Annotated in this window: 22 protein-coding genes; 10 read left to right on the plus strand and 12 right to left on the minus strand. The window is 72.3% G+C overall.

Features of this window, described 5'->3' with window-relative positions:
* Positions 1-52 precede the first annotated feature (52 nt).
* Positions 53-781, minus strand: coding sequence for a 3-keto-5-aminohexanoate cleavage protein (locus ACWGIS_RS25735; RefSeq protein WP_453364808.1), 729 nt, complete (start codon positions 779-781; stop codon positions 53-55).
* 73 nt (positions 782-854) lie between these two features.
* On the opposite strand from ACWGIS_RS25735, the gene ACWGIS_RS25740 reads away from it, so the two are divergent.
* Complete coding sequence (locus tag ACWGIS_RS25740; protein ID WP_453364809.1) at positions 855-1373, plus strand: hypothetical protein; 519 nt, start codon at positions 855-857, stop codon at positions 1371-1373.
* 45 nt (positions 1374-1418) lie between these two features.
* Here the strand turns inward: ACWGIS_RS25740 and ACWGIS_RS25745 are convergent, their stop codons facing one another.
* The gene (locus ACWGIS_RS25745; protein ID WP_453364810.1) at positions 1419-2024 is read right to left on the minus strand and encodes a hypothetical protein; all 606 of its coding nucleotides are present in this window, start codon (positions 2022-2024) and stop codon (positions 1419-1421) included.
* Between the two features lie 316 nt (positions 2025-2340).
* Here ACWGIS_RS25745 and ACWGIS_RS25750 point away from each other — a divergent pair, with 316 nt between their 5' ends.
* Positions 2341-5130: a penicillin acylase family protein gene (locus tag ACWGIS_RS25750; RefSeq protein ID WP_453364811.1), complete on the plus strand. Its 2790-nt coding sequence runs from the start codon at positions 2341-2343 to the stop codon at positions 5128-5130.
* Between the two features lie 118 nt (positions 5131-5248).
* Here the strand turns inward: ACWGIS_RS25750 and ACWGIS_RS25755 are convergent, their stop codons facing one another.
* Positions 5249-6484 carry an exo-beta-N-acetylmuramidase NamZ family protein gene (locus tag ACWGIS_RS25755; RefSeq protein WP_453364812.1) on the minus strand — a complete coding sequence of 412 codons (1236 nt, stop codon included), beginning with the start codon at positions 6482-6484 and terminating at the stop codon, positions 5249-5251.
* A gap of 172 nt (positions 6485-6656) precedes the next feature.
* Between ACWGIS_RS25755 and ACWGIS_RS25760 the strand changes: the two genes are divergently transcribed.
* From ACWGIS_RS25760 to ACWGIS_RS25770, 3 genes are read left to right on the plus strand one after another with little or no spacing between them, the layout of a single operon-like run.
* Positions 6657-7421: an SDR family oxidoreductase gene (locus tag ACWGIS_RS25760; RefSeq protein WP_453364813.1), complete on the plus strand. Its 765-nt coding sequence runs from the start codon at positions 6657-6659 to the stop codon at positions 7419-7421.
* A complete protein-coding gene (locus ACWGIS_RS25765; RefSeq protein ID WP_453364814.1) occupies positions 7418-9100 on the plus strand; it encodes a class I adenylate-forming enzyme family protein in 1683 nt (560 codons plus the stop codon). The genes ACWGIS_RS25760 and ACWGIS_RS25765 overlap by 4 nt, the downstream gene beginning before the upstream one ends.
* 35 nt (positions 9101-9135) lie before the next feature.
* Entirely contained in the window at positions 9136-9729 is a 594-nt protein-coding gene (locus ACWGIS_RS25770) for a TetR/AcrR family transcriptional regulator (protein WP_453364815.1), read from the plus strand.
* Positions 9730-9780: 51 nt separating this feature from the next.
* Here ACWGIS_RS25770 and ACWGIS_RS25775 read toward each other — a convergent pair whose 3' ends face one another.
* From ACWGIS_RS25775 to ACWGIS_RS25805, 7 genes are all read right to left on the minus strand, one after another.
* A complete protein-coding gene (locus ACWGIS_RS25775) occupies positions 9781-10995 on the minus strand; it encodes an acyl-CoA dehydrogenase family protein (protein WP_453364816.1) in 1215 nt (404 codons plus the stop codon).
* 6 nt (positions 10996-11001) lie between these two features.
* The gene (locus ACWGIS_RS25780) at positions 11002-12024 is read right to left on the minus strand and encodes a phosphotransferase family protein (RefSeq protein WP_453364841.1); all 1023 of its coding nucleotides are present in this window, start codon (positions 12022-12024) and stop codon (positions 11002-11004) included.
* Between the two features lie 179 nt (positions 12025-12203).
* Positions 12204-12500: a hypothetical protein gene (locus ACWGIS_RS25785; protein WP_453364817.1), complete on the minus strand. Its 297-nt coding sequence runs from the start codon at positions 12498-12500 to the stop codon at positions 12204-12206.
* Between the two features lie 167 nt (positions 12501-12667).
* Positions 12668-12991, minus strand: coding sequence for a DUF202 domain-containing protein (locus ACWGIS_RS25790; RefSeq protein ID WP_453364818.1), 324 nt, complete (start codon positions 12989-12991; stop codon positions 12668-12670).
* A complete protein-coding gene (locus tag ACWGIS_RS25795; protein WP_453364819.1) occupies positions 12988-13380 on the minus strand; it encodes a YidH family protein in 393 nt (130 codons plus the stop codon). Before ACWGIS_RS25795 ends, ACWGIS_RS25790 begins: the two co-directional genes overlap by 4 nt.
* Before the next feature lie 100 nt (positions 13381-13480).
* Positions 13481-13996, minus strand: coding sequence for an NUDIX hydrolase (locus ACWGIS_RS25800; RefSeq protein WP_453364820.1), 516 nt, complete (start codon positions 13994-13996; stop codon positions 13481-13483).
* Positions 13997-14056: 60 nt separating this feature from the next.
* Entirely contained in the window at positions 14057-14950 is an 894-nt protein-coding gene (locus ACWGIS_RS25805) for a DMT family transporter (protein ID WP_453364821.1), read from the minus strand.
* 254 nt (positions 14951-15204) lie between these two features.
* Between ACWGIS_RS25805 and ACWGIS_RS25810 the strand changes: the two genes are divergently transcribed.
* The 5 genes from ACWGIS_RS25810 (at position 15205) to ACWGIS_RS25830 (ending at position 21037) form a co-directional block, all read left to right on the plus strand.
* A complete protein-coding gene (locus tag ACWGIS_RS25810; RefSeq protein WP_453364822.1) occupies positions 15205-16860 on the plus strand; it encodes an FAD-binding dehydrogenase in 1656 nt (551 codons plus the stop codon).
* A 227-nt stretch (positions 16861-17087) separates the two neighbouring features.
* Entirely contained in the window at positions 17088-18038 is a 951-nt protein-coding gene (locus ACWGIS_RS25815; RefSeq protein WP_453364823.1) for a hypothetical protein, read from the plus strand.
* Positions 18039-18065: 27 nt separating this feature from the next.
* Entirely contained in the window at positions 18066-19619 is a 1554-nt protein-coding gene (locus ACWGIS_RS25820) for an APC family permease (RefSeq protein WP_453364824.1), read from the plus strand.
* An 85-nt stretch (positions 19620-19704) separates the two neighbouring features.
* Entirely contained in the window at positions 19705-20430 is a 726-nt protein-coding gene (locus ACWGIS_RS25825) for a molybdopterin-dependent oxidoreductase (RefSeq protein ID WP_453364825.1), read from the plus strand.
* Positions 20414-21037, plus strand: coding sequence for a cytochrome b/b6 domain-containing protein (locus tag ACWGIS_RS25830; protein WP_453364826.1), 624 nt, complete (start codon positions 20414-20416; stop codon positions 21035-21037). The genes ACWGIS_RS25825 and ACWGIS_RS25830 overlap by 17 nt, the downstream gene beginning before the upstream one ends.
* Before the next feature lie 58 nt (positions 21038-21095).
* On the opposite strand, the gene ACWGIS_RS25835 is transcribed toward ACWGIS_RS25830, so the two are convergent.
* The gene (locus ACWGIS_RS25835) at positions 21096-22493 is read right to left on the minus strand and encodes a GntT/GntP/DsdX family permease (RefSeq protein WP_453364827.1); all 1398 of its coding nucleotides are present in this window, start codon (positions 22491-22493) and stop codon (positions 21096-21098) included.
* A 68-nt stretch (positions 22494-22561) separates the two neighbouring features.
* The gene (locus tag ACWGIS_RS25840; RefSeq protein WP_453364842.1) at positions 22562-23089 is read right to left on the minus strand and encodes a gluconokinase; all 528 of its coding nucleotides are present in this window, start codon (positions 23087-23089) and stop codon (positions 22562-22564) included.
* Positions 23090-23217 lie beyond the last annotated feature (128 nt).

Below are 23217 nucleotides of genomic sequence, written 5' to 3' on the forward strand. Positions count from 1 at the left end.
GCGTCGTGGGGATCCGCACGCCCGCGCGCTGTGCCGGCGGTGCGGTGACCGGCTACGGCGTCCGCCGGTCCGGCCCGTGGAGCCGCAGCGCCCGCGCCACCAACTGGGCGTTCGACACCGCCCGTTGTCCGTCCGGCAGGGTCAGCGTGTCCTCCAGGCCGATCCGGGTCGCGAGCCCCAGCCGCCCGGCGAGGCGCAGGACCGGCCAGGCGCCGCCCTCCTCGCCGTGCAGCAGCACCGGCCGGCCGTGCGCGTCGTCCAGCTCACGGAGCAGCGCCCGGGCCGTCTCCTGCGCCGTCGCGGGGGAGGGGTCGGTCACCTCGGCCAGCACCCGCAGCACCCGCCCGGCCAGGGGCGACGCCGTGAACCGCGCGGCGCCCTCCGTGCCGGACCAGACGCCCGCCTCCACGTCCACGCCCCGGTCGAGCAGCGCGGCGGCGACCTCCTCGGCGCCCGGCTCGTGCCAGTTGACCGAGGCGTGGTCAGGCAGCACCGTCCACGCGCGGATCCGGGCCACCCGGGCCGCCGGGTCCGGCTCGGCCCACGCCCCCGTGGTGACGCCGACCGGGACCCCGACCCGGGAACGTATCGCTTCCAGCACGGCCGCAACCGCCTCGGCCGACAATGTGTCCTGACCACAAGGGGACTTGGGGTGAACATGGACGTCCGACGCCCCGGCCGCGACGGCCTCGGCGGCGGAGTCGGCCAGTGCACCCGGCGACATGGGTACGACCGCGCCGTCGGCGGCCCCGCGGGTTCCGTTCACACACACCTGCACCATGCCCCGATGGTGCCGGAGGCCACCGACAACCGCCGGGTCCCGCGCGGAATCCGCACCGCGAGGAGGAACACGGATGAGTGTCGTCGTCAGCTCGCTGAAATGGGACGCCAAGCGCTCGGGGGCCCAGCGGATCACGTACGACCCGGACGGCTACCACCTCGTCCGCTTCCCGTACGAGACGACCGAGGAGTCCTACGACCCGTGGAGGATGCACGACCCGGCGAACGGCGGCCCCGCCGAATCCGTGTACCCCGACGCACGCTCGGGGCTGATCTGGCCGAGCCACGACGGCTGGGGCGTGCTCTCCGCGATGGTCTTCTGGGAGGCGGACACCCGTGCGCTGGAGTACCGGGCACGCTTCGTCCGCGACCCGCTGAACGCCTCCACGGGGTACGACTCGACCGCCACGAACGACACGATGCTCACCCGGGGCGGGCAGTTCCGCACCTATCTGTGGCAGATGTTCGTACGGCCCGGGACACCGGTCGGCCTGAAGATCTCGGCGCGCGGAGCGGGGGACGCGAGGATCGCCACCCGGATCACACTCGCCGAGTTCAAGCTCGCCATCCACACGGACGTGCTGACGCCGTAGGCACGTGCACGGGGGTGCGTCCCCAGGCGGCGCACCCCCGCCGCCTCACGCCGACATGAGCAGCAGCCGTCCGCGCCTGGTCTCCGCCAGCGCCTCGGGGGTCAGGACCGGCCGCGGCACGACGATGCCGCAGTGCGTGCACACCGGACCCGAGGACGGTTCGTGGGCCAGGTCGTACTTCCAGACGAGGCTCTCCCCGGTGCACACCGGGCAGACCGTGCCCGGTTCGCGCTCCAGGGCGGCGATCAGGCGCCGCAGCACCTCGGCGAGCGGCTCATGCGGGTGGACACCCGGGTCGTCGCACCACGCGACCCCGAAGCCGCCCCAGGTCAGCCGGTGCCAGTCGTCCACGGTGCCCGGCCTGCGCAGCCCGTCGTGCTTCTCCTTCTTGCGGCGCTGCGCGAACGCGACCTCGTAGGCGAGCCAGACCTTGCGGGCCTCTTCGAGTTCGTCCAGCGCGGCCACGAGCCGCGCCGGGTCGGGGGACCGGTCCTCGGGGCCGAAACCGGCCCTGGAGCACAGATGGTCCCAGGTCGCCCGGTGGCCGTACGGGGCGAACCTCTCCAGGCACTTGCGCAGTGAGTAGCGCCGCAGTGCGAGATCGCACCGCGGGTCGCGCACCTGTCTCGCCAGACTCCGGAAACCGGCCATCGCCCTGCACCTCCGTCACATCTGCACCTGAACTTCGGTCACTTCGGCGTCGTCGTCCTGCGGACGTCGCCGAGTAGACGTATCGACAAGCGATTCGGCTCCATCCGATCTCCGATGACTGCCATAAGCCGTCCACCGATCCCTTCACGGCCCGTCTCCCGCCGCTGTCAGTCGCCTGCCGAAGTCGGTTGTGCACAAGGCCACTTGACCGGACCGCCGCCCGCGCGGCGGGTTTCCCGAAAGTGACGCATGTTCACCTTCCAACGCGGAGATACCGGCGGTAACCTCCGGCACACCCCCGTCGGGAGGAGCTGCCATGCCACGGCGTACCCCACGCACCGTCCTCGACAGACTGAGAACTCCTCGCAGATTCCCCAAGTTCCTCAAGAGCGCATCCGTATGCGTCCTCATTGCCGGTCTTTTGTCCCCCATTACCCAAGCGGCCGCCGCGCCGGCGGCCGTCACCGCAGCCGAGGACCACTGCGGAGGCCGGTGTTCGGACATCCTTCCGCCCGGTGAGAACGGCAACGCCACCCTCGCGGAGATCCTGCTCAACCAGGCGTTCGGCACCCAGCCGAGCCATGCCGAGGACCAGCTCGCGCCCTACGGCAAACTGCCCTCGGGCTACTCCGCGCTCACCGACGCGAAGATCAACGACTTCTTCAACAACGCGTCGTTCGGCGTCCCCGCCGACCAGGTCGCCTCGACCACGAGGCCCGCGGGTCGCAGCGACGTGACGATCGTCCGGGACAAGAAGACGGGCGTACCGCACATCACGGGCACCACCCGCTACGGCACGGAGTTCGGCGCCGGGTACGCCGCCGCCCAGGACCGGCTGTGGCTGATGGACGTCTTCCGGCACGTCGGACGCGGCCAGCTGACCTCCTTCGCGGGCGGCGCCCCCTCCAACCAGGGCCTGGAGCAGGAGTTCTGGCGCAACGCCCCGTACACCGAGGCCGACCTGCAGGCCCAGATCGACGACGCCACGGCGGGCAACGGCGCCCGCGGCCGGCAGGCCCTCGACGACGCCAAGGCCTACCTGGAGGGCGTCAACGCCTACATCGACGCCTCCGACAAGGGCCGCTACTTCCCCGGCGAGTACGTCCTCACCGGCCACAAGGACTCGATCACCAACGCCGGCACCATCGAGCACTTCAAGCTCACCGACCTGGTCGCGCTGGCCTCCGTCATCGGCGCGCTCTTCGGCTCGGGAGGCGGCGGCGAGGTCGGCAACGCCCTCTCCCTGCTGGCCGCCCAGTCCCGCTACGGCGTGGCCGAGGGCACCGAGGTCTGGGAGTCCTTCCGCATGCGCAATGACCCCGAGGCCGTACTCACCGTCCACGACGGACAGAGCTTCCCGTACGCCACCAGGCCCGACGACCCGAAGGGCCGGGCCCTGCCCGACGCCGGCTCGGTGACGCGGGAACCCCTCGTCTACGACCGCACCGGCGGCGCCACCGCGTCGGCCGCCACCGCCGCCACGGCCCGGACCACCGCCACCGCGCTCTCCGCGGCCCGGCGCGGCATGTCCAACGCCCTGGTGGTGAGCGGCGAGCACACCGCGAGCGGCCATCCGATCGCCGTCTTCGGCCCCCAGACCGGATATTTCGCACCCCAGTTGCTCATGCTCCAGGAGATCCAGGGGCCGGGCCTCAGCGCGCGCGGAGCGTCCTTCGCGGGCCTGAGCATGTACGTCGAGCTGGGGCGCGGCCAGGACTACGCGTGGAGCGCCACGACCTCGGGCCAGGACATCATCGACACCTACGCGGTCGAGCTGTGCCAGGACGACTACCACTACCTGTACCACGGCACCTGCACCGCCATGGAGAAGGTCGAGCGGACCAACACCTGGAAGCCGACCGTCGCCGACTCGACCCGGGCCGGCTCGTACCGCATGCAGGTCTACCGCACCAAGTACGGGCCGGTGGAGTACCGCGCGACGGTGGACGGCAAGAAGGTCGCCTACACCACGCTGCGCTCCTCGTACCTGCACGAGGCCGACTCGATCATCGGCTTCCAGATGCTCAACGACCCGGACTTCGTGAAGGACTCCGCCAGTTTCCAGAGCGCCGTCCAGCACATCAACTACACCTTCAACTGGTTCTACGCCGACTCCGCGCACACCGCCTACTACAACAGCGGCGACAACCCGGTGCGCGCCGACGGCGTCGACCCCGACTACCCGGTGCGGGCCGAGGCGGCGTACGAGTGGCGCGGCTGGAACCCGGGCCCCAACACCGCCGACTACACCCCGGCGTCCGCCCACCCGCACTCCGTCGACCAGGACTACTACGTCTCGTGGAACAACAAACAGGCCAAGGACTACTCCACGGCGTCCTGGGGCGACGGCTCCGTGCACCGGGGCGACCTGCTGGACGACCGGGTGCGGAAACTGGTGTCCGCCGGCGGTGTCACGCGGTCCGCGCTGGTGAAGGCGATGGCCGACGCGGGCCTGGCCGACCTGCGGGCCGAGGACGTGCTGCCCGATCTGCTGAAGGTGGTCGGGAGCCGGCCGGTGACCGACGCCACGGCCGCGGCGGCCGCCGGGAAGCTGTCGGCCTGGGTGGCAGCGGGCGCGCGGCGCACCGAGACCTCGGCCGGTTCGAAGACGTATGCGAACGCCGAGGCGGTCCGGATCATGGACGCCTGGTGGCCGCTCCTCGTGAAGGCCGAGTTCGAACCGGGGCTCGGCAGCGACCTGTACACCGCCTTCACCGGCAACCTGCCCGTCGACGAGTCGCCCTCCGCGGCGCACGGGCCGACCGGGGCGCACGCCGGCAGCGCCTTCCAGTACGGCTGGTGGAGCTACGTCCACAAGGACATCCGCGCGGTGCTCGGCGAACCCGTGCGCGGCGGACTGCCGAAGAAGTACTGCGGAGGCGGCGGCCTCGACGCCTGCCGGGACGTCCTCATCAGCACCCTGAAGGAGGCGGCGGGCAGGACGGCGGCCCAGGTCTACCCCGGTGACGACCAGTGCTCGGCGGGCGACCAGTGGTGCGCCGACTCGATCGTCCACCGCACGCTCGGCGGCATCAAGCACGGCCCCGTCAGCTGGCAGAACCGGCCGACGTACCAGCAGGTGGTGGAGTTCACGTCGCACCGGTGACGCGGTGACGCGGTGACGCGGTGACGTGAACTCCGGTGCCGGCGGCGGGCCACAGGACCCGGCCCGCCGCCGGCACCGGCCGGTCACCCGGCGGGCGGGGACACATCGGCCCCGGCGGCTACCGGTAGAGGAGGTACTCCGCGCGGACCCGTCGGAACGCCGCCAGTTCGTCCTGCCAGGCGGCGACGACCTCGTCGGCCGTCGCGCCCGCGTCGGTCATCGTGCGTACCTGGGTGGAACCCGTCAGCTTGTCGATCCAGTTGTCCGGACGCCAGGCGAAGCCGCTCCAGACCTTCTTCGCGGTCACCAGGAGGGCCACACCGGTGCGCACGGGGTCGAAGGCGGCCCGGTCGTGCACGTGGACCTGCACCCCGCCGACGGTCTTCCCCTGGAACTTGGAGAAGGTCGGCGCGAAGTACGCCTCCCTGAAGTGCGCTCCGGGCAGGCCGAGTTGCTCGACGGCGGCGGCCCACCGGCCGTCCAGGCCCTCCGCGCCGAGCAGTTCGAACGGCCGGGTGGTGCCCCGCCCCTCGGACAGGTTCGTCCCCTCGAACAGACAGGTGCCGGGGTAGACCAGCGCGGTGTCGGGAGTGGGCATGTTCGGGCTCGGCGGCACCCACGGCAGTCCCGAGGCGCCGTAGAACTCCGACCGCCTCCAGCCCGTCATGGGCACCGTCTCCAGCGGCACCGGCGCGGTCAGGAACTCGCCGTTGAACAGCCGCGCCAGCTCCGCCACCGTCATCCCGTGCGCCTGCGCGATGGGCCGGCGCCCCACGAAGGTCGCGAACTCCGGGTGCAGGACGGGTCCTTGGGCCGCGCGCCCGGTCAGCGGGTTCGGCCGGTCCAGCACCACGAAGCGCTTGCCCGCGAGCTGCGCGGCCTCCATGCAGTCGTAGAGCGTCCAGATGTACGTGTAGAAACGCGCGCCCACGTCCTGGATGTCGAAGACGACGGTGTCGACCCCGGAGGCGGTGAAGACGTCGGCCAGGGCCCGGCCGCTCTTCATGTAGGTGTCGTAGACGGGCAGCCCGGTCGCCGGGTCGTCGTAGCGGCCCTCGGAGCCACCCGCCTGGGCGGTGCCGCGGAAGCCGTGCTCGGGCCCGAAGACGGCGGCCAGGTCCACGCGGCCGTCGGCGTGCATCACGTCCACGATGTGCCGCACGTCCCGGGTGACGCCCGTCGGGTTGGTGACGACGCCGACCCGCCGCCCGTCGAGCGGCGCGTAACCGTTCGCGGCCAGGCGCTCGAAGCCGGTGCGGAGCCGTCGGCCCCCGGTGGCGGCGCCGGCCGGTGCCGCGGACGCCGCGACGGTGGCCGTGGTGGCGGCGAGCAGACCGCGTCTGGACAGCTTCATGCGGTGACCTCCGTGATCGACGGAACTGTCATGGTCACGCACGCTAGCGGTCGCCGGGGCGCCGCGGAACGAACCGGACCGGCCTCGTCGGGGCCACCCCTTCCGCCACTACATACCGACTGGTTAGTCTGACGCGAGCAGGAGCCGATTCGCGTCGCGTCGAAGGAGACCGATGGTGGAAGCCGTGCAGGATGCGGGAGTGGTCGTCACCGGAGCGGGAGGCGGCATCGGGGCCGCGCTGGCCCGCCGCTTCGCCGCCGAGGGCGCCCGGGTCGTGGTCAACGACCTCGACGCCGACAAGGCGAAGGCCGTGGCCGAGGAGATCGGCGGGATCGCCGTCCCCGGCGACGCGTCCACGATCGTCGCCGAGGCGCGGGACGCCCTCGGCGGCACCGTCGACGTCTACTGCGCCAACGCGGGCCTCGGCTCCGGCGGCTCGGAGGCGGCCGGCGAGCAGGTCTGGGCGCTCGCCTGGGACGTCAACGTGATGGCCCACGTCCGCGCGGCCCAGGAGCTGATCCCGGGCTGGCTGGAGCGCGGGAGCGGCCGTTTCGTCTCCACCGTCTCCGCCGCCGGACTGCTCACCATGGTGGGCGCGGCGCCGTACAGCGTCACCAAGCACGGGGCGTACGCCTTCGCCGAGTGGCTCTCGCTCACCTACCGCCACCGCGGGCTGAAGGTCCACGCCATCTGTCCCCAGGGCGTGCGCACCGACATGCTCGCGAACACCGGCAGCGCGGGCGACCTGGTGCTCCAGCCGACCGCCATCGAGCCCGAGGACGTCGCGTCCGCGCTCTTCGAGGGAATGGCCGAGGACCGCTTCCTGATCCTCCCGCACCCCGAGGTCGCCGGGTACTACCAGGCCCGGGCCGCGCAGCCGGACCGCTGGCTGACCGGCATGAACCAGATCCAGCAGAAGTGGGAGGCGTCCCGGTGACCGGGTCCCCCTACGCGGCCAAGCCGTGGCTGTCCCAGCTGAACGAGGCGCAGCGGGCCCCGATCGACCCCCTCGACTCCCTCGTGCACGTCCTGCGCCGGGCCGTGGAGAGCACCCCGGACCGGACCGCCCTCGCCTACTTCGACGGGCGCCTCGACTACCGCGAGGTCGACGAGCTGAGCGACTCCGTCGCCGGGCACCTCGCCGCCCGCGGCATCCACCGCGGCGACCGGGTGGCGATCCTGCTCCAGAACTCCCCGCACTTCGTGCTCGCGCTGCTCGGCGCGTGGAAGGCGGGCGCGGTCGTCGTCCCGGTCAACCCGATGTACAAGTCGGGCGAGGTCCGCCACGTCCTCCAGGACGCCGAGGTGAGCGCCCTCGTCTGCGCCGACCGCGCCTGGGAGTCCTACCTGCGGGAGACCGCGGCCGACTCACCGGTGCGCATTGTGCTCACCGCCTGCGAGCGGGACCTGCAGACCCGCGACGACGCGCGCGTGCTGGACTTCGAGCGGCTGCCCGTCGCCGCGGACGCCGACGACCTGCTGGCCGTGGCCCGCGCGGGCCACCGGGCGCCCGGGGACCGCGACGCGGCCCCGTCCGACATCGCGCTGATCAGCTACACCTCGGGAACCAGCGGCGCGCCCAAGGGCGCCACCAACACCCACGGCAACCTGATGCACAACGCCGAGCGGCAGCGCACCGGGCTCGACCTGCCCGGGACACCCGTGTACTTCGCGATGGCACCCCTGTTCCACATCACCGGCATGGTGGCGCAGTTCGCCGGCTGCCTGAACAGCGCCGGCACCCTCGTCCTCGCGTACCGCTTCGAGGCGGGCGTCGTCCTCGACGCGTTCCTGGAGCACCGCCCCGTCTACACGGTGGGACCCTCGACCGCGTTCATGGCGCTGGCCGCGCACCCCGCCGTCACCCGCGACCACTTCTCCTCGTTCCGGATGATCTCCTCGGGCGGGGCCCCGCTGCCGCCCGCCCTGGTGGAGAAGTTCCGTGCCGGCTTCGGCCCGTACATCCACAACGGCTACGGGCTCACCGAGTGCAGCGCGCCCTGCGCCTCCGTGCCGCCCGGCAAGGAGGCCCCGGTCGACCCCCTGTCCGGGACCCTGGCCGTGGGCGTGCCCGGCCCCGACACGGTCGTGCGCATCGTGGACGACCTCGGCCGGGAAGTCCCCTTCGGCGAGCAGGGCGAGATCCTCGTCCGGGGCCCGCAGGTCGTCCCCGGCTACTGGCGCCGGCCCGAGGCCACCGCCGAGACCTTCCCCGACGGCGAGCTGCGCACCGGCGACATCGGCTTCATGGACGCCGACGGCTGGCTCTACGTCGTCGACCGCAAGAAGGACATGATCAACGCGTCCGGCTTCAAGGTGTGGCCGCGCGAGGTGGAGGACGTCCTCTACACGCATCCCGCGGTGCGCGAGGCGGCCGTCGTCGGCATCCCCGACGGCTACCGCGGAGAGACCGTCAAGGCCTACATCAGCCTGCGTCCCGGCAGCGAGGCCGACCCGGACGGGCTCGCCGCCTACTGCAAGGAGAGGCTGGCCGCGTACAAGTATCCGCGTCAGGTGGAGATCCTGCCGGAGCTGCCGAAGACGGCGAGTGGGAAGATCCTCCGGCGGGAACTGCGTTCCCGCAGGGACGACGCCTCACAAGCGCGCAACGCGTGACGACGGTACAGCGATTCGGAAGGCAGGTGGCGGCAGTGCCCAGGACGACGGACGGGGACGGGCCTCCTGTTCCGCAGCGGCTGCTCGCCGCCGCCACCCGGCTCTTCGCGGAGCAGGGCTACGACCGGACCTCGGTGCAGGAGATCGTCGAGGCGGCGGGCGTCACCAAAGGCGCCCTCTACCACTACTTCGGCTCCAAGGACGACCTCCTGCACGAGGTGTACGCGCGCGTGCTGCGCGTCCAGCAGGAGCGCCTGGACGCCTTCGCGGGCGCGGACGCCCCCGTCGAGGAGCGGCTGCGCGGAGCCGCGGCCGACGTCGTGGTGACCACGATCGACAACCTGGACGACGCGTCGATCTTCTTCCGCTCGATGCACCAGCTGAGCCCCGAGAAGAACAAGCAGGTGCGCGCCGAGCGCCGCCGCTACCACGAACGCTTCCGCGCGCTCATCGAGGAGGGCCAGAAGGAGGGCGTCTTCTCCACGGCCACCCCCGCCGACCTGGTCGTCGACTACCACTTCGGGTCGATCCACCACCTGTCGACGTGGTACCGCCCCGACGGCCCCCTCACCCCCCAGCAGCTCGCCGACCAGCTCGCCGACCTGCTGCTGCGCGCCCTGCGCCCCTGAGGACGCACGGTGCCCCGGCGGCGGGCGAACCGCCGCCGGGGCACCGGCACGTCACACGTACTTCTTGATCTCCCGGCGCGCCAGCGACCGCTGGTGCACCTCGTCCGGCCCGTCCGCGAGCTTCAGCGTGCGGGCGCTCGCCCACAGCTCCGCCAGGGGGAAGTCCTGGCTCACACCGCCGGCGCCGTGCAGCTGCACCGCCTTGTCGAGGATGTCCACGACCGTGCGCGGAGTGGCGATCTTGATGGCCTGGATCTCCGTGTGCGCCCCCTTGTTGCCCACGGTGTCCATCATCCAGGCCGTCTTCAGGACCAGCAGCCGGAGCTGCTCGACGGCCACGCGGGCGTCGGCGATCCAGTTCTGCACCACGCCCTGCTGCGCGAGCGGCTTGCCGAAGGCGTCGCGGGCCACCGCGCGGCGGCACATCAGCTCGATCGCCCGCTCGGCCATGCCGATCAGCCGCATGCAGTGGTGGATGCGCCCCGGACCGAGCCGCGCCTGGGCGATGGCGAAGCCGCCGCCCTCCTCGCCCACCAGGTTCGACACCGGCACGCGCGCGTGGTCGAAGACGACCTCCGCGTGCCCGCCGTGCGAGTGGTCCTCGTAGCCGTAGACCTGCATGGCGCGCCGGATCTCGACGCCCGGGGCGTCGCGCGGGACGAGCACCATGGACTGCTGGCGCCGGATGTCGGCACCGTCCGGGTCGGTCTTGCCCATCACGATGAAGATCTTGCAGTCCGGGTTCATCGCCCCGGAGATGTACCACTTGCGTCCCGTGATGACGTAGTCGTCGCCGTCCCGCTCGATCAGCGTGGTGATGTTCGTGGCGTCGGAGGAGGCCACCTCGGGCTCGGTCATCGCGAACGCCGAGCGGATCTCGCCCGCGAGCAGCGGCTCCAGCCACTGCTTCTTCTGCTGCTCGTCGCCGAACTGCGTCAGCACCTCCATGTTGCCGGTGTCCGGCGCCGCGCAGTTCAGCGCGGTGGGTGCCAGGTGCGGGCTGCGGCCGGTGATCTCGGCGAGCGGCGCGTACTGCAGGTTGGTGAGCCCGGCGCCGTACTCGGAGTCCGGCAGGAAGAGGTTCCACAGCCCCTGGCGGCGCGCCTCGGCCTTCAGCTCCCCGACGACCGCCGGGGTGTCCCACGGCGAGGCCAGTCGCGCGCGCTGCTCCTCGGCGACGGCCTCCGCCGGATAGACGTACTCGTCCATGAAGGCGAGCAGCTTCCGGCGGAGCTCCTCGGTGCGGGCGTCGAATGCGAAGTCCATGGCGGTTCAGCCTTCCTGAAGGGTGGTCAGGCCGTGCTCGATGAAGAAGGGGACCAGCTCGCCGATGCGGTCGAAGCCCGCGCCGACCGTCTGGCCGAGGGTGTAGCGGTAGTGGATGCCCTCCAGGATCACGGCGAGCTTGAACCACGCGAACGCCGTGTACCAGGAGACGGCGGACACGTCGCGCCCCGAGCGCGCGGCGTACCGCTCGACGATCTCGGCCGCGTCCGGGTGCCCGGGGGCCGAGGCCGTCGTACTGATGGGGGAGTCGGGCAGATCCAGCGGCGCGCTGTACATCACCAGCAGCCCCAGGTCGGTGAGCGGATCACCGAGCGTGGACATCTCCCAGTCCAGGATGGCCTTGATCCGGTCGTCCGTGCCGATCAGCACGTTGTCCAGCCGGTAGTCGCCGTGCACGACGGCCGGGGCGGGGGAGGCGGGCAGGTTCCGGCCGAGGGCGGCGTGCAGTTCGTCGATCCCCGCCAGCTCGCGGTTCCTGGACGCGTCCAGCTGCTTGCCCCAGCGCCGCAGCTGCCGGTCGAGGAAGCCCTCGGGCCGGCCGAAGTCCGCGAGGCCGACCTCGGCGGGGTCCACGGCGTGCAGCTCGACGAGGGTGTCGACCAGGCCGAGGACCGCGCCCCGGGTGCGCTCCGCGCCGAGCGGGGCCAGCTGCCCGGCGGTGCGGTACGGGGTGCCCTCGACGAACTCCATGACGTAGAAGGGCGCGCCGAGCACGGAGTCGTCCTCGCACAGCAGCACGGGCCGCGGCACCGGCACGGCGGTCGGATGCAGGGCGCTGATCACCCGGTGCTCGCGCTTCATGTCGTGCGCGGTGGCCAGGACGTGGCCCAGCGGGGGCCGGCGGACGACCCACTTCGTGGCGCCGTCCGTGACCGCGTACGTGAGGTTCGACCGTCCCCCCTCGATGAGCCGGCCGGACAGCGGGCCGTCCACCAGTCCGGGCCGCTCGCCGTCGAGCAGGTCACGCAAACGGTCGAGATCGAGACCCGGGGGGTGGTCTGGGCTCATCATGGCTCCTACGCACACGGAAAACAGGACGCCACACATGATGCCGACCGGTCGGTATGTCGTCCAGTGCCCGCGCAAAACGTGATCGGCGTCTCCCGTCCCCGAGGGAGCCGGAAAGACGCCGATCGGGCCGCCCGCGGCCGCCGTCCGGACGGTGACGACCGATCCGGACGGGACGACTAGTGGTCGTCCCAGTGTCCGTCGTGCTCGGCGTGCCGGTGGCCGTCGTGCAGGTAGTCGACGTGGTCGCCGTGCTGGACCCGCTGGTGTCCGCAGTCCTCGCCGTGCCGGTGCTCGTGGCCCTCGTGCGCCGTGTGCCCGCCCGGCTCGCACTCGTCCCAGTGGCCGCCGTGCTCGCGGTGCAGATGCCCGTCGTGCAGGTAGTCGACGTGGTCCCCGTGCGGCACCTCGGTGTGCCCGCAGGCGGGACCGTGGACGTGCTCGTGGGCGGCGTGCTCCTGGTGGAGGGTGGTCATGGTGCTCACCTTCGACGTGGCGTGGAATGACGGCTCAGGCTATCGGTGCAAACCATCCGAATCCGCCCGTACGCGGTGTGATCGGCCCGTTCGGTCCGGGTGCCGTACGGGTTCCCCGGACGGCGGGTGCCCGCAGCGCCGGGCGCCGGGCGTGCCAGGGACCACCGTCAGAACACCAGCGCCACCGCGCACACCGCGAGCGCCACCGTGCACAGGGTCGCCGCCGTCGCGTCCCGGGGCGTGAGCGCCTTCGTGCGGCCGGCGCCCGAGGCCAGGGTGGTGATGCGGCGGTGGGCCACCGCCAGGAAGCCCAGCCAGAGCGCCCAGCACAGGGCGCAGGCCACGATCCCGAGAGGCGAGGCCCCGCCGTGCAGGGCCGTCTTCACGGCGAGCACGGCGGCCACGGTGCTCGACAGGGTCGTACGCCGCCAGGCCAGCCGCGTCCGCTCCGGCTGGAGGCCCGGGTCGCGTTCCCGGGCGGGCGCGCTCACCCTTCCCAGCCGACGAGCACGACGAGCACCATCGCGACGGCGACGACCGCGACGGCGATGCCGAGCAGCGCGGGGAAGCGGGACACCGGCAGGTCCTCGCCCCGCCGCATGGCGCGCTCGCAGCGCACCCAGTGGTTGACCGCGCGCAGGGAGCACAGCACGCCCGCGGCGAGCAGCGCGAGGGCGAGCCCGACGCGCCAGCCCCACCGCAGGTCCGGCAGGAACTGGTCCACGGCGAAGCCGCCGCCGATCAGCGCCAGCGCGGTCCGCAGCCAGGCGAGAAAGGTCCGCTCGTTCGCCAGCGAGAACCGGTAGTCGGGAGTCCCGCCCTCCTGCCGGATCTCCTCGGGGACGAACCACAGCCGGACGTTCCGTACGAATTCGATCACGCGAGGGACCCTACCGGGGCGCCGTCGGGGCACCCTGGACCGGGCCGCGGGGCCGGCTCGCCCGGCGGTCCGCACACAAGATCAGCCCAGGTCGGCCAGGTCAGCCCATCGAGCGGTAGGCCTTCAGGCGTTCGTACGCCGCCAGGCCGTCCGGGACCCACGTCCAGTCCGTCAGGCGCCGCTCCACCTCGTCGTCGGGGAGGAAGTCGTGCCAGGCGACCTCCTCGGCCTGGGGCTGCACGGGCAGGTCGCAGCGCACCTCGTACACGGCGGACCACCAGCTCTTCCCGGCCCCGTCGTCGTACAGGAACGTGAACAGCCGGCGCGGTCGCGGCAGGCCCCGCACGCCCAGTTCCTCCTCGGCCTCCCGCAGGGCCGCGTCGTCGTACGACTCGCCGGCCCCGACGACCCCGCCCACGAACATGTCGTACAGCGAGGGGAAGACCAGCTTGTCCGGGGTGCGGCGGTGGACGAAGACCCGGCCCTCGGCGTCCCGCGCCTGGATGAACACGCAGCGGTGACGCAGACCGCGCGCGTAGGCCTCCCCGCGCGGCGACTGCCCGATGATCCGGTCGTTCTCGTCCACGATGTCGAGGATCTCGTCGGCGGCGCTCATGGCCCCCATCCAAGCATTCCCCGCGCGGCCCGGTCCGCCGGTCCGGTCACAGCCGTGGGCTCAGTGCGTCTGGAGGTCCTTGGCCCGCCGGGCGTACTCCGACCCGCGCGGCATCGCAGGATGCAGGCCCAGCAGCACGATGCCGGCCACCACGGCGGCGAGTCCGGTCGCCTGCCAGGCGAGGGCGCCGGTGTCCGTGCGCAGCCGGTCCCCGAGGAAACCCACTCCGCAGACGATCCCGGCGAGCGGCTGGGTGGCCGTCAGCGCCGGCAGCGACATCCGCAGCGGTGCCGTCTCGAAGGCGCTCTGCACCAGCACGAGCCCGGTGACGCCGAGCACGAGGACGCCGTACGGCTGCCAGCCGGTGACCACCTCGGACCAGCCGCCCGCGGCGAACCGCTGCCCGGTGACCCGGGTCAGCGCGTCCTGCACGCCGTACAGCAGCCCCGCCGCGACGGCCAGCAGCAGGGGCGCCGCGCTCAGCCGGGACCGCTTCGCGTACGCGGTGAGCAGCAGCGCGAGGCCGATCATGATCCCGATGATCAGCCAGTGCCGCAGCGGGTCGGTGATCGCGTCGCCGCCCCGCGGCTGACCGGCCACGATGAACGCGGTGACGCCGCCGGCGAGCAGTGCCAGGCCGGCCCAGCCCTGCCGCCCCAGCGGCTGCTTCGTCTGATGGCGCGAGAGCGCCATCGCGAACAGCAGGTTCGTCGCGAGCAGCGGCTCCACCAGGGACAGCTCGCCGCGGCTCAGCGCGATCGCGCCGAGCACCTGGCCGACGACCATGAGCCCGATGCCGCCCAGCCAGGTGGGGACGCGGACGAGGTCGACGAGCAGGCGGGGGGAGAGGAAGTCGCTCAGGGGAGCGTGCGAGGCGGCCTTCTGCTGGAGCACGAAGCCGAAGCCGAGACAGCAGGCCGCACTCACGGAGAGGACCAGAACCAGAACCGACACGCTGTGTACCTCGATAACTCGGGCGGGCCACGGGGTGCGTATCTGGACTGTAGCGCCCCGGGCTGTGACCCGCCCACGAGAGAACCCGGAACCGGGCAGTTGACTCGGTCAGCCATCTGCCGAAGGATCTGACCGACCAGTAACGATGCCTTCGGGGCTCCTGGCCGACTGTTACCACTGTCTCACCAACCGGCGACGAGCCGCCGTCTCCGCCGGCGCCGTCCGACCGGTCGGAATGCCGAGAGGACGCGTACATGGCCCACGACGCAGACGTGATCGTGATCGGAGCCGGCCTCGCGGGGCTCGCGGCGACCGCGGAGCTCGTCGACGCCGGCCGCCGGGTGATCCTCCTCGACCAGGAGCCCGAGCAGTCGATCGGCGGCCAGGCGCACTGGTCCTTCGGCGGGCTGTTCTTCGTGAACTCGCCCGAGCAGCGGCGGATGCGGATCAAGGACAGTCACGCCCTCGCGCTCCAGGACTGGATGGGCACCGCCGGTTTCGACCGTCCCGAGGACCACTGGCCGCGCCGCTGGGCCGAGGCGTACGTGGACTTCGCGGCCGGTGAGAAGCGGCCCTGGCTGCACCGGCAGGGCGTCCGCTTCTTCCCGGTCGTCGGCTGGGCCGAGCGCGGCGGCTACGACGCCAACGGCCACGGCAACTCCGTACCGCGCTTCCACATCACCTGGGGGACCGGCCCGGGCCTGGTCGCCCCCTTCGAGCGCCGGGTCCGCGCCGGCGTCGACCGCGGCCTCGTGGAGCTCAGGTTCCGCCACCGCGTCACCGGCCTGTCCCGCAGCGCGGGCGCCGTCGACACGGTGACCGGCGAGATCCTGGAGCCGTCCGGCGTCGAGCGCGGCGAGGCCAGCAGCCGCACGGTCACCGGCACCTTCGAGCTACGGGCCCAGGCGGTGATCGTCACCTCCGGCGGCATCGGCGGCAACCACGACCTGGTCCGCGCCAACTGGCCGGAGCGGCTGGGCAGCCCGCCCGAGACGATGGTCGCCGGGGTGCCGGCGCACGTCGACGGCAAGATGCTCGCGATCGCCGAGGACGCGGGCGCGCACCTCATCAACCGCGACCGCATGTGGCACTACACCGAGGGGATCCGGAACTGGAACCCCGTCTGGGAGAACCACGGCATCCGCATCCTGCCCGGCCCGTCCTCGCTCTGGCTGGACGCCCGCGGCAACCGGCTGCCCGTGCCGCTCTTCCCCGGCTTTGACACCCTCGGCACGCTGGAACACATCATGCGGACCGGGTACGACCACACCTGGTTCGTCCTCGACCAGAAGATCATCGGCAAGGAGTTCGCGCTCTCGGGCTCGGAGCAGAACCCCGACCTCACGGGCAAGTCGGTGAAGGGCGTCTTCCAGCGGGCCCGCGCCGACGTGCCCGGCCCGGTCAGGGCGTTCATGGACAACGGCGCGGACTTCGTCGTGGAGAAGGACCTCAGCGCGCTCGTGCGGGGCATGAACGCCCTCACCAAGGAGCCGCTAATCGACGAGGCGGCGCTGCGCCGCGAGATCGTCGCGCGGGACCGGGAGATCGCCAACCCGTTCACCAAGGACCTCCAGGTGACCGCCATCCACGGGGCCCGCAGGTACCTCGGGGACAAGCTGATCCGGACGGCGGCCCCGCACCGCATCCTCGATCCCGCGGCCGGCCCGCTGATCGCCGTGCGCCTGAACATCCTCACCCGCAAGACGCTCGGCGGCCTGGAGACCGACCTCTCCTCCCGGGTGCTGACCGACGGCGGCGACCCGCTGGCCGGGGTGTACGCGGCGGGGGAGGCCGCGGGATTCGGCGGCGGCGGGGTGCACGGCTACCGCTCGCTGGAGGGCACCTTCCTCGGCGGCTGCCTCTTCTCCGGCCGCACCGCCGGCCGGGCGGCCGCGGAGGCCGTCGGCTGAACCGCCCGGAGGGGCGCGCTCCGGGCGGCGTGAACACCACCCGGAGCGCGGCCTTTCGGCCCGTATCCGCAGGCAGCGGGGTCAACCTCGCTTTCGGATGCGAGAGTTGACACGTGTAGCAGTTCGGGTGGCCCTTGACGCCAACCATTGGCTGACGGTTTGCTTTGCGTGATCAGGCCCGGACGGGCCCCGCTCTGTACGGACCACCCGCGTAAGGACCGCCCGCGGTGCCCCCACCCCCGCCCCCTCTAGGCCGCGGCCGCAAGCGCGCGGCCCAGGCCTTCGACGCCGCCCTCGACGACGTCGAACTGGTCACCGCACGCGCCGCGTTGGCCCAGGGCCGCTGGGCCGGGGTCCGCTCCCTGCTCGGCGCGACGGGGGACGACTGGGACCGCCGCGGCCACCGGGTCACCGTCCTCGCCCTGGAGCCGACCGCCCTCACCTGGGCCCGCGACTGGCTGCTCGCCGAACCCGAGTCGAGCTGCGCCTCCGTACTCCTCGCGGTCGCCACCGTGCAGCGCGCGCTCGACGGCAAGGAGCGCCCGGAGCGCGCCCGGGAGGCGTGCCGCGACGCCGCCGCCCTCGCGCCCGCAGACCCCACCCCGTGGCTCGGCCTGCTGATGCTGGAGCGCTCGATGGGCAGCGAGGAGGACGTCGTCCGGCTCTTCGACGAGGTCCGGCACCGCTACCCCGACCACCACCACGCGCACCACCTGATGGTCGCGCGCCTCGCCGAGCGCCGCGCCGACGCCGGGCAGGACCCGCTGCACGAGGTGTACGACTTCGCCAACTGGGCCGCCGAACAGGCGCCCGCCGACTCGCCCCTGGCCATCCTCCCGGTGGTCGCGCACGCCGAGCGCTTCCGTGTGCTGGCCGCGGCCGGCCTCGAACCGGCCGACCCCGTCGCCTCCGGCCACTGGGTCGGCCGGCGGGCCCGCCAGGTGATGAAGGCCGCCTTCGACTGGTGGCTGGAGTGGGAACGCGACGACCACCCGCGCCGCCACGTCGACCTCAACTTCCTCGCCCACGCCAAGTACTGCGAGGGCCGGGGCGCCGAGGCCGCCGCCCTCTTCCACCGCATCGGAGCGCACGCCACCCCGGCGCCTTGGTCGTACCCCGACCGCGATCCGCACCAAGCCTTCCGTGCCGCCCGCGACAGCGCGCTGGGCACGGCCTGATCCCACCACCGGAGAGGACAACCCGCCATGACGACGGGCAGTTCGAGCACGAGCAAGAGCGCCAGACCCACCGCCGGGTCCGGCATCAGCACGTTCAAGGGACAGGACCGCGCCCTGCGCGCCGACCGCCTCGGCACGGCGGGCCTCCTGCTCTCCGTGCTGGCCGCGACCGGGCCCCTCATGGTCGTCGCGGGTGTCATGCCCACCACATTCGGGGTGATGGGGATCGTCGGACAGCCGCTGCTGTTCGTCATCCTCGGCGTGGTCCTCGCCCTCTTCTCCCTCGGCTACGCCGAGATGAGCCGCCACGTCCACAACGCGGGCGCCTTCTACGCGTACATCTCCCGCGGCCTCGGCGGCACCGCGGGCGCGGGCGCCGCCCTCGTCGCGCTGGTCGCCTACAGCGCCCTTCAGGTCGGCATCTACGGCATCTTCGGCTTCGAGGTCTCCGGCCTCTGCGCCACCTACCTCGACCTCGACATCGCCTGGTGGATACCGGCACTGCTCTCCGTGCTCGTCGTCGGGGCGCTCGGCTGGCTGAAGATCGACGTGAACGCCCGCGTGCTGGGCGTGCTGCTGCTGATCGAGGTCGCCCTGGTCGTCGTCTTCGACATCGCGGCCGTCGCCGACCCCGCCCGGGAGGGCCTGTCGCTGCACGCCTTCAACCCGGACACCCTCACCGGCGCCGGCGTCGGCACCGCCCTGTGCTTCTGCATCGCCGCCTTCACCGGCTTCGAGCAGGCGCCGGTGTACGCCGAGGAGACCAGCCGCCCGCACATCCTCGTACCGCGCGTGATGTTCCTGGCCATCTCCTTCGTCGCCGTGTTCTTCGCGATCAGCTCCTGGGCGCTCACCGTCGCCGCCGGCCCCTCCGCGATCGTGCCCGCCGCCCAGAAGCAGAGCGCCGGGCTGCTGTTCTTCCTCACCGAACCGCGCCTGGGCACCACCTTCACCGACGTCATGCACGTCCTCTTCGTGACCGGCATGTTCGCGGCGATGCTCAGCTTCCACAACGTCGTCGCGCGCTACGCCTTCGCCATGGGCCGCGAGGGACTGCTGCCGGCCACCTTCGGACGCACCACGGGCGCGAGCGGCGCCCCCGGCACGGGCTCACTCCTGCAGACGGTCGTGTCCGTGCTGATCGTGGGCGCCTTCGCGGTGGCGGACGACAAGCCGTCCGGCGACCCGACCGCGCCCGTCCTGCACCTCTTCACCTGGGGCGGCAACGTCGGCGCCCTCGGCGTCATCCTGCTGATGGCCGCCGCGTCCTTCTCCGTGGTCGTCTTCTTCGCCCGCCGCGGCGCCGCCCGCGCCCAGGCCTGGCGGCTGGTCACCTCCGTGCTCGCGGGCCTCGCCCTCCTCGTCATCGCGGGCTACACGGTCAAGGACTTCGACGTCCTCGTCGGCACCGGCCCGGACTCCGCGCTGAACTGGATGCTGCCCGGCATCATCGGGCTCGCCCTGGTCGTCGGGCTCGTCCAGGGGCTCGTCCTGCGCTCCCGCAAGCCCGAGGCGCACGCCAGGATCGGACTCGGCAACGAGGCGTTCCAGCTGGACAAGGCGGCGGAGTCGGCCGGCTGAGCACCCCAGGGGAAGTGGTTACGTATTTCTGACGGGCACCCGTGGCCCCTGGCCCCGAGGGGGTCGCGGGTGTTCGAATCGATACGTGAACTCAGAACGGCCCGAAGAACGGGGCACGCCCATCGGGCGGCGGGTCCTGCTCGGCACCCTCGGCCTCGGCGCCCTCGGCGTGGTGACCGCCCCCGTGCTCCAGCGCGGCCTGGAGGGCTTCCTCGGCGGCGCCGCCGACAAGGACCCCACCGGCCTGACCGGGCTCCTGCCCAACGGCGGCGGCTTCCGCTACTACTCCGTGACCTCGTCGGTGCCGCACAAGGACGCGCGCAGCTACCGGCTCACGGTGGACGGACTCGTCGACCGCCCCGGCACGTACACGCTCGGCGAACTGCGCGCCCTGCCGCAGACCCGGCTCGTCCACGACGTCCAGTGCGTCACCGGCTGGCGGGTGCCCGGCACCCCCTTCGAAGGGGTGCGCCTGTCCCGGCTGCTGGACGCCGCGGGGGTGCGGCCGTCCGCCCGCGCGGTCCGCTTCACCTGCTTCGACGGCGCCTACAGCGAGAGCCTCACCCTCGACCAGGCCCGCCGCCGGGACGTCATGGTGGCGCTGCGCATGCAGGACAAGGACCTCGGCCACGCGCACGGCGGCCCCGTCCGCCTGTACGTGGCCCCCATGTACTTCTACAAGTCGGCCAAGTGGCTCTCCGGCATCACCGTGACCGACGAGGTCCGCCCCGGCTACTGGGAGAAGCGCGGCTACGACGTCGACGCCTGGGTCGGCCGCTCGAACGGACGCGACGATGAACCCACCGGCTGAGGCCCCGCCCCGCACCACCCGCGTGCGCCGCTTCACGCCCGCCGAGCGCTGGATCCACCGCACGACGGCCGCGCTGACGGGCGTGTGCGTCGCGACCGCCGCCTGCCTGTACCTGCCGACGTTCGCCGAACTCGTCGGCCGGCGCGAACTCGTCGTGCGGGTCCACGAGTGGGCGGGACTCCTGCTGCCCGTCCCGGTGCTGGCGGGCCTGGCCTCGCGCGCCTTCCGGGCGGACCTGGGCCGGCTCAACCGCTGGGGCCCGCACGACCGGCAGTGGCTGCGTGCGGCGCTGCGCCGCGCGACCCGCCACGGCGAACGGCCCGCCGACAAGTTCAACGCGGGCCAGAAGACCTACGCCGCCTGGATCGCCGGCGCGAGCCTGGTGATGCTCGGCACCGGACTGCTCATGTGGTTCACCCACCTCACCCCCCTGATGTGGCGCACCTCGGCCACCTTCGTGCACGACTGGCTCGCCCTGACGATCGGCGTCGTCCTCGCCGGCCACATCGGGATGGCCCTCGCGGACCCGGAGGCCCGCCGCGGGCTGCGCACGGGCTCGGTGAGCCGGGAGTGGGCGGAGCGCGAGCACCCGCTCTGGCGTCCGTGACGCACCGCCGCGCCGCCCGGAGGACCGGGCGGCGCGGCGGTGCGTACGGGTGGGGCGCCTAGATGACGAGGGACAGCAGCAGGACCAGTGCGCCGGCGACCACGGAGATGATCGTCTCCATGACCGACCAGGTCTTGATCGTCTGCCCGACGTTCAGGCCGAAGTACTCCTTGACCAGCCAGAACCCGGCGTCGTTGACGTGGCTGAAGAACAGCGAGCCCGCGCCGATCGCCAGCACCAGGAGCGAGGCGTGCGTGGTCGACATGTCGGCGGCGAGGGGCGCGACGAGACCGGCGGCCGAGATGGTGGCCACGGTCGCCGAACCGGTCGCGAGCCGGATCGCCACCGCGATCAGCCAGGCCAGCAGCAGAGCCGGGATCGACCAGTCCTTCGAGATGTCCAGGATCATCTGGCCCACCCCGCAGTCGATCAGCGTCTGCTTGAAGCCGCCGCCCGCGCCGACGATCAGGAGGATGCCGGCGATCGGGGCGAGGGACTTCTCGACGGTCGTCGACAGCCGCTCCCGGGTGAACCCGGCCGCCCGGCCGAGCGTGAACATGCCGACGATGACGGCCGCGAGGAGCGCGATCAGCGGCGAGCCGACGACGTCGAAGACGCGCTGGACCATGTGCGCGGGGTCGTCCACGACGATGTCCACGAGGGCCTTGGCCAGCATCAGCACGACGGGCAGCAGCATGGTGAAGAGCGTGGCGCCGAACCCGGGACGCCGGTCCAGGTCCTCGGAGGCGCGGGCGGGGATCATGCGGTCCGGCGCCGGGACGTCCACCCAGCGGGCCGCGTACTTGGAGAAGACGGGACCCGCGATGATCACCGTGGGGATGGCGACCAGGACGCCGAGCGCCAGGGTGACACCGAGGTTGGCCTTCACCGCGTCGATCGCGACCAGCGGGCCGGGGTGCGGCGGGACCAGTCCGTGCATCACGGACAGGCCGGCGAGGGCCGGGATGCCGATGCGCATGAGTGAGTAGTTGCCCCGCTTGGCGACCATCAGCACCACGGGGATCAGCAGGACGATGCCGACCTCGAAGAACAGCGGCAGGCCGATCACCGAGGCGATCAGCACCATCGCCCACGGCATGGCACGGCCGCCCGCCTTGGCGAGGATCGTGTCGACGATCTGGTCGGCGCCGCCGGAGTCGGCGAGCAGCTTGCCGAGGATCGCACCGAGCGCGATGAGGACGCCCACACCGGCGACGGTCGAGCCGAGTCCTCCGGTGAAGCTGAGGATGGCCTTGTCCAGCGGCGCCCCGGCGAAGGCGCCCAGCGCGAGCGAGCCGATGGTCAGGGCGAGAAAGGCGTGCAGCTTGAACTTCGTGATGAGCAGGACGATGACGGCGATGCCGGCCAGGACGGCTATGCCCAACTGGGCATGGCCGGCCGAGGTGATCGGCTCCACGGCGTCCGCTGCCAGCATCTCGACGCTGAGTCTGGTCACGGGTGCTTCCCTTGCGTGTACGTGTCTGTCGGGGAGACCCCGGGGGCTCCGCGAAGCCCCCGGGGGACTTACTGCGGGTCTTCGGACAGGCCGTGCAGAGCGGCCACGGCCCGTTCGGTGATCTCGCCGGGGCTGCCGGAGACGTCCACCGCGACCCCGGCCTCGTCCGCCTGGAGCGGCTGGAGGGTGGCGAACTGGGAGTCCAGCAGCGCCGTCGGCATGAAGTGCCCCTGCCGCTGCGACATCCGGCCCTCGATGAGCTCGCGATCACCGGCGAGGTGCACGAAGACCACGTCGGGCGCGGCGGCCCGCAGCCGGTCCCGGTAGCTCCGCTTGAGCGCCGAACAGCTGACGACCCCGCCGAGTCCGGCCCGCTCCTGCGCCCAGGCGCCGATCGCGTCCAGCCACGGCCGGCGGTCCTCGTCGGTCAGCGGATCCCCGGCCGTCATCTTGGCGATGTTGGCCGGGGGATGGAAGTCGTCGCCCTCGGCATAAGGAACGCCGAGCCGGGCAGCGAGCAAGGGACCGATGGTGGTCTTGCCGGTCCCTGCCACGCCCATCACCACGAACACGCGGGGGGTACGCGTCTGCTGCATCATGCTCTCGCCGTCTTCGTCGACACCGGATGTCGACGACACTGAAACCCATTAGGTACGACGAATTCAAGAGTCTGTGACATATAAGTCTGACTTTTTCTCCGGGCCCGGATCCTCGTACGCTGGCG

The organism is Streptomyces sp. NPDC054842, from assembly GCF_053611025.1.

What these genes read in the sequence shown, in the direction of transcription:
- ACWGIS_RS25735 (WP_453364808.1), bottom strand. Translation starts at nt 781, where the DNA reads ATGGTGCAGGTGTGTGTGAACGGAACCCGCGGGGCCGCCGACGGCGCG.
- ACWGIS_RS25740 (WP_453364809.1), top strand. Translation starts at nt 855, where the DNA reads ATGAGTGTCGTCGTCAGCTCGCTGAAATGGGACGCCAAGCGCTCGGGG.
- ACWGIS_RS25745 (WP_453364810.1), bottom strand. Translation starts at nt 2,024, where the DNA reads ATGGCCGGTTTCCGGAGTCTGGCGAGACAGGTGCGCGACCCGCGGTGC.
- ACWGIS_RS25750 (WP_453364811.1), top strand. Translation starts at nt 2,341, where the DNA reads ATGCCACGGCGTACCCCACGCACCGTCCTCGACAGACTGAGAACTCCT.
- ACWGIS_RS25755 (WP_453364812.1), bottom strand. Translation starts at nt 6,484, where the DNA reads ATGAAGCTGTCCAGACGCGGTCTGCTCGCCGCCACCACGGCCACCGTC.
- ACWGIS_RS25760 (WP_453364813.1), top strand. Translation starts at nt 6,657, where the DNA reads ATGGTGGAAGCCGTGCAGGATGCGGGAGTGGTCGTCACCGGAGCGGGA.
- ACWGIS_RS25775 (WP_453364816.1), bottom strand. Translation starts at nt 10,995, where the DNA reads ATGGACTTCGCATTCGACGCCCGCACCGAGGAGCTCCGCCGGAAGCTG.
- ACWGIS_RS25780 (WP_453364841.1), bottom strand. Translation starts at nt 12,024, where the DNA reads ATGAGCCCAGACCACCCCCCGGGTCTCGATCTCGACCGTTTGCGTGAC.
- ACWGIS_RS25785 (WP_453364817.1), bottom strand. Translation starts at nt 12,500, where the DNA reads ATGACCACCCTCCACCAGGAGCACGCCGCCCACGAGCACGTCCACGGT.
- ACWGIS_RS25800 (WP_453364820.1), bottom strand. Translation starts at nt 13,996, where the DNA reads ATGAGCGCCGCCGACGAGATCCTCGACATCGTGGACGAGAACGACCGG.
- ACWGIS_RS25810 (WP_453364822.1), top strand. Translation starts at nt 15,205, where the DNA reads ATGGCCCACGACGCAGACGTGATCGTGATCGGAGCCGGCCTCGCGGGG.
- ACWGIS_RS25820 (WP_453364824.1), top strand. Translation starts at nt 18,066, where the DNA reads ATGACGACGGGCAGTTCGAGCACGAGCAAGAGCGCCAGACCCACCGCC.
- ACWGIS_RS25830 (WP_453364826.1), top strand. Translation starts at nt 20,414, where the DNA reads ATGAACCCACCGGCTGAGGCCCCGCCCCGCACCACCCGCGTGCGCCGC.
- ACWGIS_RS25840 (WP_453364842.1), bottom strand. Translation starts at nt 23,089, where the DNA reads ATGCAGCAGACGCGTACCCCCCGCGTGTTCGTGGTGATGGGCGTGGCA.